Genomic DNA, 15,134 nt, shown 5'->3' with positions numbered 1-15,134 from the left:
CGACGATAGTGATGAACCGCCTGGCGCTGGCGCGCGACATATCTGGATTGGCTGCGATCCCCGGCATCGAGACATCGGTGAACGGCATTGCCGCCGTCTGCGATCCGCTCGGCGCCCTCTACCTGCCGGATGCCGGCCTGCTCGTCGTCTCCGACCTGCATCTGGAAAAGGGTGCCGCCTTCGCCCGCCGCGGCATGATGCTGCCGCCCTATGATACGCTGGCGACCCTGACCGTGCTGGCCGCCGTCATCTCGCGGTATGATCCGAAGCTCGTCGTCTCGCTCGGCGACAATTTCCATGACCGCATCGGCTCCAAACACCTGCCGGAGAATTTTCGCGCGCTGATCGTCGCCATGGCGCGCGGCCGCGAATGGATCTGGGTCAACGGCAACCACGATCCCGACGGCGTCGTCGATCTGCCCGGCGCCTCCGTCGACGAAATGCATTATGCCGGCCTCACTTTCCGCCATGAGCCGAGGAACGGCTTGCAGAGCGGCGAAATCGCCGGCCATCTGCACCCGTCGGCGACCGTGCGCCGCCGCGACAGATCGATCCGCCGCCCCTGTTTCGCCACCGACGGCGCCCGCCTGCTGATGCCCGCCTTCGGCGTCATGAGCGGCGGCCTGGATCTCGGCCATCAGGCGATGACAGGCCTGTTCGACAAGGCATCGCTGGTGGCGCATCTGTTGGGGCGCGATCGGATTTATTCGGTGCGGTATGGGAATTTGCGGGGGTAGCGATTGCTATTCGGATAGGGCGTGCCGGGTGAGCCCCCCTCTGCCCTGCCGGGCATCTCCCCCACAGGTGGGGAGATTGGCTGGCCGCGATGGTTTCCCCAAACAATTGGCGTCCAGCACGACGCAACGGTAGATGGGTAGGACGTTCAAGCCACTTGCGATCTCCCCACCTGTGGGGGAGATGGCCGGCAGGCCAGAGGGGGGCTTTCGCGGCACACCCTTAAATCAATTACACCCCTGCAACTGCTGTTGATACGTTCCGGCCATCCGCGCGAACTTCTGCGCGGTCTGCTGCAATTGCCCGTTCGAGCGCCAGTCGCCGCGCTTATATCCCGTCGGGCCGGAATAATAGGCGAGATAGAGATTATAGGCATCATTCAGCGGAATGCCGGTCTCGGCGCTGTTCTGGGCGTGATACCAGCCGATGAAGTCGATCGCGTCGGCGAAGTTCGCCCGCCGTGCCGTCCAGTTCCCCGTCTGCGACTGATAGTGATCCCACGTCCCGTCGAGCGCCTGCGAATAGCCATAGGCTGTCGAAGGCCGGGTCCAGGGAATGAAGCCGAACAGCTTGGTGCGCGGCGGCCGCGCATAGGGCTGGAAGCCGGATTCGGTATACATCGTCGCCATCAGGATCGGCACCGGCACGCCGTATTTCTTCTCCGTCCGTTCGGCCGCACTCTGCCAGCTGGAGAAAAGCCCGTCGCGCTGGTCGAAGACGGCGCAGATGTTCCGTGTCTGCTTCGGCGCCGTCGCGCAGCCGGCAAGCAGCGCGAGACCCACAGCGGTCAGAATGACACGAGTACGCATGACAAAACCTCTCGTTTCCGAGAGATTACTAACTCGTAAATGTTAAGGACCGGTTTTTAGTCGAATACGAAGTTTTCTGGGGGCACCCCTCCCCACAAGGGGGAGGGGCTATGCGCGGCACCGCCCACGGCAAACACCAACGCTTCTGCGGGTGAGACGGTGAAAGGGATAATGTCGGCGCGACATCCAAGCCCCTCCCCCTTGTGGGGAGGGGTTGGGGAGGGGTCTTCACCCAGGAACCAACCGATCAATCCTTGCGGAAGATCAGGCTGGCGCCCCAGCCGGTGATGAGGGCGAGCAGCACGGACGCGCAGCCGTAGAGGATCGGCCGACCATGGGCGGCGTCGGTGATCATCTGCTCGATGCCGGTTTTGATGACGCGCAGCGGCAGCGATTCCTCGGTCACCAGATTGCCGCTCTTGAACAGATAGGCGCGCACGGTATGGACGCCGTTCGGAATATTTGCCGGCAGGCGCAGGCTCGCCTTGAAGAGGTTGGAGGAAACGAAGCGCACGCCGCTCGGGTTGCGGTCGTAGAAGCCGCCGCCTTGCTGCAGCCGCCGGAAGGCTTCGCGGAATTCGCCGAGATTGCTGCCGTCGCCGACGAAGCCGACCGGCGTCAGCGGAATGTGATCGATGCCGATCCCCTGATCGGTCAGTTCGAGCGGTGTCGTCAGGTCGTCGATCATCCGCGAACTCGACATCGAATAGGAGTGCGGCACCGATTCGAAGGTCATCGAGCGCGTATTCACCCAGATGCCGAAAACGCGCTCCTTCTTGCGCACCGTCGCATCCTGGCGCGGGCCCTCCAGCACCACGACCACGTCATACTGGCCGATGGCGAGCAGCAGCTGGTCGGTATTCGACAGCGCCCCGAAGATCGTCAGATCGGCGCCGTGGAAATCCGAGGTGATGGCGATTTCGCTGGTCGAGGTGCCGATCTCCAGCCCTTCGCGCACCGCCTCTGTCGACTGCCCCGGCAGCCATTGCGCGCCGGCAACCGCCGGCAGCAGGCAAAAAAAGGTGATGACGGCGGCAAGCAGGCGCATCAGTTGCCGGCTCCCATCACCACCGAATAGACGTCGGCCGGCGTCACCACCAGGGCGATCGCCAGACGCAGGCCGACGGCGAGCACCAGCAGGCCGAGCAGTGCGCGCAGCTGTTCGCCGCGCAGCTTCTGGCCGACGCGCACGCCGTATTGCGCGCCGATGACGCCCGCCACCATCAGGATGAAGGCGAGCACGATATCGACGGAAAAGTTCGTCGCCGCCTGCACGATCGTCGTATAGGCGGTGACGAAGATGATCTGGAACAGCGATGTGCCGACGACGACATTGGTCGGGATGCGCAGGAGGTAGATCATCGCCGGCACCATGATGAAGCCGCCGCCGACACCCATGATAGAGGTGAGGATGCCGATCGCAAAACCGAGCGCGACGATCGGAATGACGCTGAGAAAGATCTTCGATTTCTTGAAGCGCACCTTCAGCGGCAGCCTGTGTACCCAGTGCTGGTGGCCGGGCTTGCGCGGCGCAGGCGGTTCGTTGCGCGCCGCCCGCCGCATGGCATTGATGCTCTCGAGCAGCATCAGCCCGCCGACCGTGCCGAGGAAGATGACATACATCAGCGAGATGATCAGATCGAGCTGGCCGATGGCGCGCAGCAGCGAGAAGATCCAGATGCCGACCGTGGCGCCGGTCAGGCCGCCGATCAGCAGCACCGTGCCGAGCTTGACGTCGAGCGTGCCGCGCCGGAAATGGGTGATCGCGCCCGAGATCGACGACGCCACGACCTGGTTGGCGCCGGTGGCGACGGCAACGACCGGGGGGATATTGTAGAAAATCAGCAGCGGCGTGATCAGAAAGCCGCCGCCGACGCCGAACATTCCAGACAGGAATCCGACGGCCGCTCCCATGCCGAGAATGATGAAGATGTTCACCGACAATTCTGCGATGGGCAGATAGATTGTCACAGCCGACCCCGAATGATGACCGCTCCTGCCGGGCGGTTTTTGTCACGTCCCCGTTCGAATGCGCACCATACTGTGAAATCGTTGCCAGAGGCTTTCGATCGGCCCCGCAATTAGCCCTAGAGATTGGCGGAGAGATCGGTGGCAGAGGATTCGACGATGCGCGGATCGATATGTCCGGGCATAATCCGGCTTTTTTCAGATTGCATGACGGGCGGGGCCAAAAAGTGGGGAAAGCCTTGCGGCATAGTGCCGCCAGGCGGCGTGGATGGTTGCCCCTCACCCTAACCCTCTCCCCGTAAACGGGGCGAGGGGACGTGCCCCGCGAGGGCGAGGTGGAAACGGAGAGGGCGCGGTTGGTGCCCTTCGCCCCGCGTGCGGGGAGAAGGTGGCGGCAGCCGGATGAGGGGCCGGCTCGATGCCGGCCGCATCAATCACCGTGCCTCAGATCGCCTTGGCTCCCTGCTTGTTGCGTTCGAGCAGCGCCTTGACGGTCGCGTCGGTCACCTTGCCGTCCGGCTCCTGGCCGATCGATTTCTGGAAGGTTTTGATCGCGGACACTGTCTTCGCGCCCATTTCGCCATCCGGCGTTCCGGCGTCGAAGCCGTTATTGTTGAGGATCGCCTGGATGTTGCGAATCGCTTTTTTCATGTCGACGCTTGCCGTCTTCAGGCCCGTTCCCGCCCATTCGTCGGGAATGTCGATAGTATTGCTGCGGTGGTCGAGCGGCTCCGGCTTCCAGAGATCGGCCTTGGCACGGGCGCGCTCCAGCTGGTCGGGCTTCATGGCGTTGGCCACTTCGTCGCGCTTCTGGCTCGCATCCTTGTCGCCGGCCTTGGCGGCAATCGCAAACCATTTGTAGGATTCTTCGAGATCGGCCGGAACGCCGTTGCCCCTCGCGCAGAGGATCGCCAGGTTGAACTGGCTGTCGGTGATGCCGAGGTTGGCGGCCTTGGTGAACCAGGAGGCGGCCGTCGCATAGTCCTGCTGGCCAAGCGCGCCGGAGGCGTAGAGCACGGCAAGATTGTGCATGGCGCTGGCATTGCCCTGGTTTGCCGCCTGTTCGTAAAAGCCCTTGGCCTTGGCGATGTCGCGTTCGACGCCGTTGCCTTTCTCGTACATGCTGCCGAGCCGGTATTGCGCCGGTGCAAAACCCTTGTCGGCCGAAAGCTGGTACCAGCCTGCGGCCTGTTTCTGATCGCCGGTGATGCCGTTGCGCCCGTCCGAATAACGCGCGCCGATCTCAAACAGCGCCAGCGCATCGCCGCCCTGCGCCGCATCGGCAAGCGATTTCGGCTGGATGGTGTCGGGAACGGCGATGGCGGCCTGCGGTGCGCTTGCCGTCGGCGTATTCGCGACGAAGCCCGATGTCTCCTGCGCAGCACCCGATGGGGCGCCGGGGGCAAAGGTCGCGGCCCCTTCTCCGTCGAGCGGCGTCGCGTCGGTCAGATGCTCGCCGGCAGCCGGTAGGGTTGCCTCGGGTTGTGCCTGCTCGCCGGCGGGTGGGGTCGCTTCCGCTGCCGGAGCGGCTGTTTCTACGGCGTTGCTGTCCGGCTGGGCCGGCGTCGCTTCCGGCAAGGCCGGCTGCGGGTTTTCCGTCGCCCCGGTCAGGGCCGAAACTTCGGCCGGCGGCTGTGGCGCTCGCTCGCCGCTTGTCAGCGTTCTCGCAAGCGGAAAGGCCATGATCGCGAGCAGCACGGCGCCGACCGCCAGCAGGATCGGCCGCCGATAGCGCGAAAAGGCGCTGGTCTTGCCCGTCTTATCCGTCTTGTCGGAAATTTTGCCGGCCTTGTCGGCAGCCTTCTTCTCGGCCTTCCCGCTCTGCTTCGGATTGGCGTCCACCTCCATCGCGGCCGCCTGCGCCGCACGGCGGGCGGCGGCGATATAATCGGCGCGATCGGTTTCGGCGGCAGGTTTGCCGCGTGCCGCACTCTGGCTGGCGCGGACGCGCTCGAGGATCTTTTTCACGTCGGGTGCGCCCGAACCCGGCTCGAGCAGTTCGTTGGATGCATCCGACGGCACCACGTCGGTCGGATCGATCGACGGCGCGGGGTCGATCATCGGGCGTTCGGCCGCCCGGTTTTCGGCCTTCTTGCCGGGCCGCAGCCGCTTGCCGAGACTGGCGAGCAGGCCGGCCTTTGCCGGCGCCTGTGACAATGCCTGTGCCGATGCCTGTGTCGGCGCGGCAGCCTCCGGGGTCCTGGTCGCGGCTTCGATGGCGATTGTGCTCGTTCCGCTCATGGCGGTGGCTTGCGTCGGGGCGGCAGGTTCGGCGGCGATCTCGGCGGTGCGGATGACAGGAGAGGCCTTAGCCGTCATCGCAGCGGCCGGCGCGCTGTTCATCTCGGCCTCGGCCACCATCAGCGCATAGGGATCGACATCGAAATCGACATCGGCCACCGGCATCTGGGCGGTTATCCGCCCGCTGCGCTCTTCCATGCCGTCGAGGCGGTCGGCGATATGCACCAGCGTCTCGTGCAGCGCCTTGAAAGTCTTGTGGGTGCGCTCTTCGCTGTCGCGGCTGATATCCTCGAGGTGACGCAGATCCTCGGCCAGCGCCGTCAGCGCCGACATGTCGGCGGCGGGCACGCCGCCCTGGGCGGCGCCATTGCGCGAATAGGCCTCGACGACGGCCTCGGCCGCCTGGCGCGCCGCCTCGATGATATATTCGTCGCTGGTCGCCATATAATCTTCGATCGCGCCCATGCGCCGGTCGAGATCGGCGGGGATCGCAGCGCTTTCGCGCGGCTCGCTCATCAGCGCCGACAGATTGGCGATCTGGTCTTCGAGATTCTTCAGGGCGCGCGGATCGGTCGGCGCCGCCGCCGTGCTCTCTTCCAGCCGGGCGGCGATGTCGCTCAGCCGTCCTTCCAGACGCCGGAAGGCGCCGTCGTCGACCGCCGCGGCGGGTGCCGGCTGCTGATAGGCCATCTCGTCGATGCGCCGGGCGAGATGATCGAGCCGCTGCGCCAGCACGTCGTTGACGGCGCCGTTTTCGAGCGCGTCGATCTTGCGGGAAATGTCGGAAAGCGGTCCGGTGAGATCCGGCTGCGGCGCGGCCTTTTGCGTGTGTTCCAGCAGATAGGACAGATGTTCCAGCCGTTCGTCGAGCCGCGACGTCGCTTCCGCCTTGGTCAGCTCCTCGACGCGGGATGTCAGCGCCTCCAGCCGCATCGCCAGCTCATCGGCCGGGTTCACGCGGTTGGCAGCATCATGGTTCATCAGGTCGATCTGATCGGCCAGCGCCGAAAGCCGGCCTTCCAGCCGCTGCATCAGCGCCGGATCGTTGGCGGCGGCCGCGCGTCCGCTGGCCGCGATCGCCCGGCTGATCTCGTCGAGCCGCATGTCCATGGCGGCGAACTGTTCAGACATCACCCGGTCGTGCGGCTGGATCATGTTGCCGAACTGCTCCATCGCCGTGGCGATGGCGATGAGCTTGTCCTCAAGCGCCCTGACCGCCGGGCTTTCGCCCATGCCGCCGATATGGCGCTTGATGTCGTCGAGCCGGTAGGCGAGCGAAACCAGCTCTTCCTGCAACCCCTCGGTATCGAGTGCGGCAAGCCTGCTTTCGAAGCCGTCCCAGCGGTTTTCCATATGGCGCAGCGAATCCTCGCGCGCCAGCCCGTCCATCAGCGAGCGCAGCTCCTCGAAATCCTCGCGCAGGCCTGCAGCTTCAGGTCCGGCGGCGCGGCCCGTCAGCTGGGTGATGCTCTGGGCAAGGCGGCCCATGTCGGCCCGCATATCGTCGGCGAAACGGCCGTCTCCGGCATTGGTCTTGATCTCGCGCAGTTCGGCGCGCAGCGCGTTCATCTCGCGGGTGACGCCTTCGGAAATGTCGCGCTTCAGGTCCTGGCGCAGGTTGACGAGCGCCTGGGCGATCTCCGTCATCGTGTCGTCGCCGGCGCGGAAGCTCGCTGCCGGCTGCGGTGCGGGGCGCGGCGCAGGGTCGCGCAATTGCGGGGCCGGCTCGCGTGTGTAGGGCCGCTCGCGGCCGGCTTCGAGGGCGCGCTGGCGCTGGCGGATTTCGGCGAGCGGATCCGGCCGCTGTTCGAGCGGCGCCCTTGCCGGGCGCGGAGCATTGGCGGTCGCGTAGGGATCGCGCTCGGCCGTTGCTGTGCGCGGCCGCTGTTCGCGCCCGCTGCCCATCAGCCCCTCGATGCGCGCCTCCAGCCCTTCGATCGTGCGGTTCAGCGCATCGAGCGAAGTCCTGTCGGACTGCCGGGAAGGATTTGATCGCGATCCGTTCATCTTCTTGCTCGCTTCGACTGCTCGACCTCTCGTCAGAGCTCGATCCGTGGCTTTTCCGTCTGTGGCCAGCGTCTTCACGCCGACCGGAGCATCCTTCATCAGAAGTTAGTCAATTAGACTTTCCTCAAGCTGAACGATGTAGCGGCATCCCTGACAAACGCGAGACTGGGAGAAGGAATGCGGATTGCTACTGCTCAATCCGCACCTTTCACGAAACGTGGTAAACAAGCCGTTAATATTGATGAGAATTTTTTAACGTTTGTGTTGCAAACGCCGTTTTGCCGGCAATTGCCGGCCAATTCATCGGATGGGCGGGCGCCGCTGCGTTCAGCCCGGCCGCTTATACTGCAGCTCGATCTTCACGCCTTCGGGGCCGTAAACGAAGACCTGGCCGAGATCGGTGTCGGGGATATCGTAATATTCGTAGCGATAGCCGCTCGCCTTGATGCGCTCCAGCGCCGGGGCGAATTCGTAAAGGCTGAAGGCGACGTGGTTGAAGATACCAGGCGGAAAATCGCTGCTGCGCGATGTCAAGCTGAGATGGATGACCGGCCGGTCGTCCAGATAAAGCCAGTGACCGGGCGATTTGAAAGGTGGCCGATAGCCTTCCTCAACGCCCAGAATGGCTTTCAGAAAGCCGATCATGCGAGGCGCATCGCGGGTATCGATCGTGACATGGTCCAGGCGCTGCATCGGTTCCTCCCTGCCAGCTCCAACGATCCGAAGCCTATTCTGTTCTAAATTAGAAAGTTAGGCCGGAATTTCAGTGCGGCTCGCCCGCATCGATCGAATAGGCGCTGATGCGCGAGAGGTGAATGAAGGACAGGCCGGTCTCCCCGGCCCAGTCGTTGAAGACCTGCTGGATCAGCGGCTGGTCCTTCTTCGCCGTGCCGGAGGCGGACAGCGGCACGCCGGCCGATCTGAGGCAGGCGAGCACATCCATCGTGGCGACGAAGCTGTCGCGGCCGATGCCGCGCAGGAAATATTGCCCGGTCATGCCGCCGAGCCGGCTGCCGCGTTTGCTCAACAGTTCGAGAAGGCCGATCTGGTCCTCCCGCGGCCAATCGGCGAAGAAGACGCTGGCGCTGCCGTGTTCCTTCGCCAGTTCCCTCACGAAAGCGGCATTGGCGCGCACCGCCATGATCTTCGCGCCGTTGCGGATGATCCGTTCGTCCGAGGTCAGATCGTGCCAATAATCGTCCGGCGCGATATTCAGCATTGCCGGATCGAATCCGGAAAACGCCGCTTCGAAACCCGGCCACTTCGCATCGATCACCTTCTGGACGAAGCCGCTGTAGAAGATACGCCGGGTCATGTCGGCGAGGATGCGGTCGTCCGGCATGGCCCGCAGCGTCTCGTGATCCGGCCGATGTTTCTCCAGCATTGCTTGCAGCGCTGCCGCGCCGCCTTTCCGCTCTTCCGCACGCTGCCTTATCGCCTCGAAACTGATCACTTTCAGCCATCCTGATTTGCGGATTGAAAGACGTTTCTGCTTATACGCTGTTCCACGATGGACAAGGAAGGGGAGATGACGTCTCGTCAACCCTTCGGCAACCGCGGATTCGCGCTTGCAATTTTTTTCGCGAAAGGCGGCAAAGCGGTAGAATTTGACGTTTACGCAAACGTCAATATTTTGTAAGACGGTTCCCGAGGCCGGCGCGACCCGGCAGTCGAATGGGAGGAATTTGAGAGATGCCAGTCTACAAGGCCCCGGTGAACGATACGCTCTTCGTCCTGAACGACGTGCTGGGCCTCGAACGCTACAACAATCTGCGGGGTTTTGCCGACGCCACACCCGATATGATCGAAGCGATCCTCGGCGAGGCGGCCAAGGTCGCCGAAGAAGTTCTCTTTCCCGTGAATTATTCCGGCGATCAGGAAGGCTGCAGGCGCCACGACGACGCCAGCGTCTCGACGCCGAAGGGCTTCAAGGAGGCTTACGGGGCCTATCGCGATGGCGGCTGGATCGGCCTTGCGGTGCCGGCGGAATTCGGCGGGCAGGGGCTTCCGTATACGCTGCATACCGCCGTCGGCGAATATACTTCCGCCGCCAATATGTCGCTGATGATGTATCCGGGCCTGACGCAGGGTGCGATCGCCGCGATCCTCGTTCACGGTTCGGCCGAGCAGAAGAGCACCTATCTGCCGAAGATGGTGGACGGCGCCTGGACCGGCACCATGAACCTGACCGAGCCGCATTGCGGCACCGATCTCGGCATGCTGCGCACCAAGGCGGTGCCGCAGGCCGACGGCAGTTATAAGATCTCCGGCCAGAAAATCTTCATCTCCGCCGGTGAGCATGATCTCGCCGACAATATCGTCCATCTGGTGCTCGCCCGCATCGAAGGCGCCCCCGAGGGCACCAAGGGCATCTCGCTCTTCATCGTTCCGAAATTCCTGGTCGGCGCGGACGGCGCACTCGGCGCCCGCAACGCTGTCACCTGCGGCGCGATCGAGCACAAGATGGGCATCCACGCCAACGCCACCTGCGTCATGAATTACGACGAGGCGACGGGTTTCCTGATCGGCGCCGAAAACCGCGGCCTCAACGCCATGTTCGTGATGATGAACGAGGCCCGCCTGATGGTCGGCCTGCAGGGCATCGCCATTTCCGAGGTCGCCTATCAGAACGCCGCCGCCTATGCCCGCGACCGCATCCAGGGCCGCTCGCTGTCCGGCCCCAAGGCACCGGACAAGAAAGCCGATCCGATCATCGTTCATCCGGATATCCGCCGGACGCTGATGACCATCCGCGCCTTCAACGAGGCCGGCCGCGCCTTCCTGCTGTGGACGGCACTGAAGTCCGATATCGCCCACCGCGCCACCGACGACAAGGAGCGCCAGACGGCCGACGATATTCTCGGCCTCGTCACCCCGATCCTCAAGGGCGTGATGACCGACAAGGGCTTCGACCATGCCGTCATGGCCCAGCAGGTCTTCGGCGGCCACGGCTATATCGAAGAACACGGCATGAGCCAGTATGTCCGCGATGCCCGCATCGCCATGATCTATGAAGGCGCCAACGGCATTCAGGCGCTCGATCTCGTTGGCCGCAAGCTCGCCTTGAACGGCGGCCGCGCCGCCATGGCCCTCTTCAAGGAGATCGGCGATTTCTGCGAGGAGAACCGCGGCAACGAGAAGCTCTCCTTCTTCACCAAGCACCTGAAGAAGGGCTTGAACGACGTTCAGGCCGCGACCATGTGGTTCATGCAGAACGCCATGGCCAAGCCCGACAATGCCGGCGCCGGCTCGACCGATTACATGCATCTCTTCGGCCTCGTCGTTCTCGGCTATATGTGGGCGAAGATGGCGAAAGCCGCCGAGGACGGCCTTGCATCGGGCGACGCGACCCGCGAGGATTTCCTGAAGAACAAGCTGGTGACCGCCCGCTTCTTCATGGAACGCATCATGCCGGAAACCGCGCTGCGCAAGATCCGCATCGAAGCCGGCGCCGAGACGATGATGGAGCTGGCTGCCGAAGCATTTTGAGCTAACGGACTCCCTCCCCCTTGTGGGGAGGGTTGGGGAGGGGTCTTCTCTCCTCCTTCCAAGATTCGAGGCAAGATAGATTGCCGCCAGGGAGACGAGACAATGACCGAGGTTTTCATTTACGACCACGTCCGCACGCCGCGCGGCCGCGGCAAGAAGGACGGCGCCCTGCATGAGGTGCCGTCCGTCCGCCTGGCCGCCAAGACGCTGGAAGCGATCCGCGACCGCAACGGGCTCGACACCGCGACGGTCGACGACATCATCATGGGCTGCGTCGATCCGGTGATGGATGCCGGCGCCGTCATCCCCAAGGCCGCCGCCTTCGAAGCCGGATATTCGACGAAGGCGCCCGGCATGCAGATCTCCCGCTTCTGCGCCTCCGGCCTCGATGCCGTCAATTTCGGCGCCGGCAAGATCGCTCAAGGCGCCGACGACATCGTCATCGCGGGCGGCGTCGAAAGCATGTCGCGCGTCGGCCTCGGCATGTCGGGCGGCGCCTGGTTCATGGACCCTTCGGTGAATTTCCCGGCCTATTTCATGCCGCAGGGCGTGTCGGCCGATCTCATCGCCACCAAATACGGCTTCAGCAGAACCGATGTCGACGCCTATGCCGTCGAGAGCCAGAAGCGCGCCGGACATGCCTGGGAGCAGGGCTGGTTCGGCAAGTCGGTCGTCCCGGTCAAGGATCAGAACGGCCTGACGATCCTGGATAAGGACGAGCACATGCGCCCGGGCACCGACATGCAGGCGCTCGCCTCGCTCAACCCCTCCTTCCAGATGCCGGGCGAGATGGGCGGCTTCGAAGCCGTCGGCATCCAGGCGCATCCGGAGATCGAGCGCATCAACTATGTCCACCATGCCGGTAATTCCTCCGGCATTGTTGACGGCGCCGGCGTCGTCCTGCTCGGCTCGAAGGCGGGCGGTCAGAGCATGGGGCTGAAGCCCCGCGCCCGCATCAAGGCCTTCGCCAATATCGGCTCCGATCCGGCCCTGATGCTGACCGGGCCTGTGGATGTCACCGAGAAGCTGTTGAAACGGACCGGCATGCGCCTTGGCGACATCGACCTCTTCGAACTCAATGAAGCCTTCGCCGCTGTCGTGCTGCGCTACATGCAGGCCTTCGACATCGACCACGACAGGATCAACGTCAATGGCGGCGCCATCGCCATGGGTCACCCGCTCGGCGCCACCGGCGCGATGATCCTCGGCACGGTGCTCGACGAACTCGAACGCCGCGATCTCAATACCGCGCTGGTAACCCTCTGCATCGGCGCCGGCATGGGCACGGCAACGGTTATCGAACGCGTTTGACGGGATTTAACCCTCCCCCTTGTGGGGAGGGTCGAGCAAAGCGAGGGGAGGGGTCTTCCCGCCGAAGAGAAGCCCCTCCCCAACCCCTCCCCACAGGGGGGAGGGGCTTCACCGCCAAGAGAATTCAGGGAGAGGAATTCCCAAGATGAGCAATTACACCAATTTCACGCTCGAAACCGACGCCGACGGCATCGCTCTTGTCACCTGGGACATGCCCGGCAAATCGATGAACGTCTTCACATCAGAGGTGATGGCCGAACTCGGCGCCATCATCGACGCCACGACGGCCGACGCCGGCGTCAAGGGTGTCGTCTTCACCTCGGGCAAGTCCTCCTTCTCCGGCGGCGCCGATCTCTCGATGATCAAGTCGATGTTCAGCTCCTACCAGGAGGAGAAGGAAAAGAGCCCGGAATCCGCCGTTCGGACGCTCTTCGGTCTCGTCGGCCGCATGTCCGGCCTGTTCCGCAAGCTCGAAACCTCCGGCAAGCCCTGGGTGTCGGCGATCAACGGCACCTGCATGGGCGGCGCTTTCGAACTGTCGCTTGCTTGCCACGGCCGCGTAGCCTCCAATGCCAAGAGCGTCAAGATCGCGCTGCCCGAGGTCAAGGTCGGTATCTTCCCCGGCGCCGGCGGCACCCAGCGTGTGCCGCGGCTCGCCAACGCCCAGGATGCGCTGCAGATGATGACGACAGGCCAGTCGCTGAGCGGCTCCCGCGCCAAGGCGATGAACCTCGTGCATCAGGTGGTCGAGCCGGATCAGCTGATCCCCGCCGCCAAGCAGATGATCAAGGACGGGCTGAAGCCGGTCGCCCCCTGGGACGAGAAGGGCTTCAAGCTGCCGGGCGGCGGCATCTGGACGCCGGCCTCGGCCCAGCTCTGGCCGGCCGCTCCGGCAATCCTGCGCCGCGAAACCTCTGGCAATTACCCCGCTGCGCTCGCCATCCTGAAATGCGTTTATGAAGGCCTGCAGGTGCCCTTCGACACCGGCCTGAAGATCGAGCAGCGTTATTTCACCGAGGTGCTGCAGACCCGCGAAGCCTTCTCGATGATCCGCTCGCTGTTCATTTCGATGCAGGAGCTCGGCAAGGGCGCCCGCCGCCCGGCCGGCATTCCCAAGACCGAGCTGAAACATGTCGGCGTCGTCGGCGCCGGTTTCATGGGTGCGTCGATCGCCTATGTCACGGCGGCCGCCGGTCTCCCGGTAACGCTGATCGACCGCGACATGGACGCTGCCGCCAAGGGCAAGGCCGTCTGCGAAGGCCTCGTCAAGGATTCCGTTGGTAAGGGACGGTTTACGCAGGACGAGGCCGCAGCGCTTCTCTCCCGCATCACGCCCTCGGCCGACTATGCCGGTCTCGCCACCGCCGGTCTCGTCATCGAGGCGGTGTTCGAAGATCGCGAGGTGAAGAGAGCGGTGATCGAGGCGGTTGAAGCCGTGCTGCCGGAAGGGGCGATCTTCGCCTCCAATACCTCGACCCTGCCGATCACTGGCCTGGCGAAGAATTCCAGGCGCCCGGCCGATTTCATCGGCATCCACTTCTTCTCACCCGTCGAAAAAATGATGCTGACCGAGATCATCCTCGGTAAGGAGACCGGCGACAAGGCGCTGGCCGTCGCGTTGGATTATGTCGCCGCGATCAAGAAGACGCCGATCGTCGTCAACGACACCCGCGGTTTCTTCGTCAATCGCTGCGTGCTGCGCTACATGTCTGAGAGTTACGACATGCTGATCGAGGGCGTGCCGCCCGTGATGATCGAAAATGCTGCCAAGATGGCCGGCATGCCGGTCGGTCCCCTGGCGCTGAACGACGAGGTCGCCATCGACTTGTCGTTGAAGATCCTAAAGGCCACCGCCGCCGACCTCGGTGAGACGGCGATCGACCCCAAGCATATGGAACTCATCTCCCGCATGGTGGAAAAGGAGGGCCGTTTCGGCCGCAAGAATTCCAAGGGATTCTACGACTATCCGCCGAAACCGGCGAAGAAGTCGCTCTGGCCAGAATTGAAGAGCCTCTACCCGCAGAAGAAAGCTGAGGATGTCGACATCGCCGTCCTCAAGCAACGCTTCCTCGTCACCATCGCGCTCGAAGCCGCCCGCACCGTCGAGGAAGGCATCGTCATCGATCCGCGCGAAGCCGACGTCGGCTCGATCCTCGGCTTCGGCTTCGCGCCCTATACCGGCGGGGCGCTGAGCTATATCGACGGGATGGGCGCAAAGGCTTTTGTGGAGCTGGCGGAGAAGTTAGCGGCGGCTTACGGAGATCACTTTAAGCCGACGCCGCTGCTGAAGGACATGGCTGCCAAGGGTGAGACGTTTTATGGGCGGTTTGATCCCTATGCGGGGGCAAAAGCGGCGGCGTAAGCCGTTTCGCGGTCTTGGTCTTAACGGGACTAGCTTTTCCGTTGTGCCGTGGCCGCCCCCTCTGCCCTGCCGGGCATCTCCCCCACAGAGCTTGTGAAGCTTTTGAATCTGGCGCGTTTTTGGCCGATCTTGGCTGGCCGATGCAGTCGAGCGTCAGGCGATTGCGCGCTGCGTTCGGATGGTCGCGTGTTGGTGTCTGGGTGGTGACAGTG

Annotated in this window: 10 protein-coding genes; 4 read left to right on the top strand and 6 right to left on the bottom strand. The window is 63.8% G+C overall.

The window, feature by feature from the left end; all coding sequences use genetic code 11:
• Positions 1–11 precede the first annotated feature (11 nt).
• A complete protein-coding gene (gene pdeM / locus ATY75_RS23540) occupies positions 12–737 on the top strand; it encodes a ligase-associated DNA damage response endonuclease PdeM (RefSeq protein WP_064841250.1) in 726 nt (241 codons plus the stop codon).
• Between the two features lie 225 nt (positions 738–962).
• On the opposite strand, the gene ATY75_RS23535 is transcribed toward pdeM, so the two are convergent.
• From ATY75_RS23535 to ATY75_RS23505, 6 genes are all read right to left on the bottom strand, one after another.
• Entirely contained in the window at positions 963–1,544 is a 582-nt protein-coding gene (locus tag ATY75_RS23535) for a transglycosylase SLT domain-containing protein (RefSeq protein WP_088939428.1), read from the bottom strand.
• 247 nt (positions 1,545–1,791) lie between these two features.
• Positions 1,792–2,592, bottom strand: coding sequence for a TIGR02186 family protein (locus ATY75_RS23530; protein ID WP_088939427.1), 801 nt, complete (start codon positions 2,590–2,592; stop codon positions 1,792–1,794).
• Positions 2,592–3,515, bottom strand: a complete 924-nt coding sequence (locus ATY75_RS23525) for a sulfite exporter TauE/SafE family protein (RefSeq protein WP_049732336.1) — start codon at positions 3,513–3,515, stop codon at positions 2,592–2,594. The genes ATY75_RS23530 and ATY75_RS23525 overlap by 1 nt, the downstream gene beginning before the upstream one ends.
• Positions 3,516–3,956: 441 nt before the next feature.
• Complete coding sequence (locus ATY75_RS23515; RefSeq protein ID WP_088939443.1) at positions 3,957–7,760, bottom strand: peptidoglycan-binding protein; 3,804 nt, start codon at positions 7,758–7,760, stop codon at positions 3,957–3,959.
• A 327-nt stretch (positions 7,761–8,087) separates the two neighbouring features.
• Positions 8,088–8,453 carry a VOC family protein gene (locus ATY75_RS23510; RefSeq protein ID WP_064836382.1) on the bottom strand — a complete coding sequence of 122 codons (366 nt, stop codon included), beginning with the start codon at positions 8,451–8,453 and terminating at the stop codon, positions 8,088–8,090.
• A gap of 70 nt (positions 8,454–8,523) precedes the next feature.
• The gene (locus tag ATY75_RS23505) at positions 8,524–9,213 is read right to left on the bottom strand and encodes a DNA-3-methyladenine glycosylase I (RefSeq protein ID WP_088939426.1); all 690 of its coding nucleotides are present in this window, start codon (positions 9,211–9,213) and stop codon (positions 8,524–8,526) included.
• A gap of 239 nt (positions 9,214–9,452) precedes the next feature.
• Between ATY75_RS23505 and ATY75_RS23500 the strand changes: the two genes are divergently transcribed.
• The 3 genes from ATY75_RS23500 (at position 9,453) to ATY75_RS23490 (ending at position 14,922) form a co-directional block, all read left to right on the top strand.
• Positions 9,453–11,249: an acyl-CoA dehydrogenase C-terminal domain-containing protein gene (locus tag ATY75_RS23500; protein ID WP_088939425.1), complete on the top strand. Its 1,797-nt coding sequence runs from the start codon at positions 9,453–9,455 to the stop codon at positions 11,247–11,249.
• A 102-nt stretch (positions 11,250–11,351) separates the two neighbouring features.
• Positions 11,352–12,560 (top strand): acetyl-CoA C-acetyltransferase, encoded by a 1,209-nt coding sequence (locus ATY75_RS23495; protein ID WP_088939424.1) that lies wholly within the window; start codon positions 11,352–11,354, stop codon positions 12,558–12,560.
• 145 nt (positions 12,561–12,705) lie between these two features.
• Entirely contained in the window at positions 12,706–14,922 is a 2,217-nt protein-coding gene (locus tag ATY75_RS23490) for a 3-hydroxyacyl-CoA dehydrogenase NAD-binding domain-containing protein (protein ID WP_088939423.1), read from the top strand.
• Positions 14,923–15,134: the final 212 nt, after the last annotated feature.

It is taken from the genome of Rhizobium sp. N122, assembly GCF_002211295.1.
GTDB lineage: Bacteria > Pseudomonadota > Alphaproteobacteria > Rhizobiales > Rhizobiaceae > Rhizobium.
Note: the sequence above shows the minus strand (reverse complement) of the source record. Positions and strands in the feature narration are given on the sequence as shown.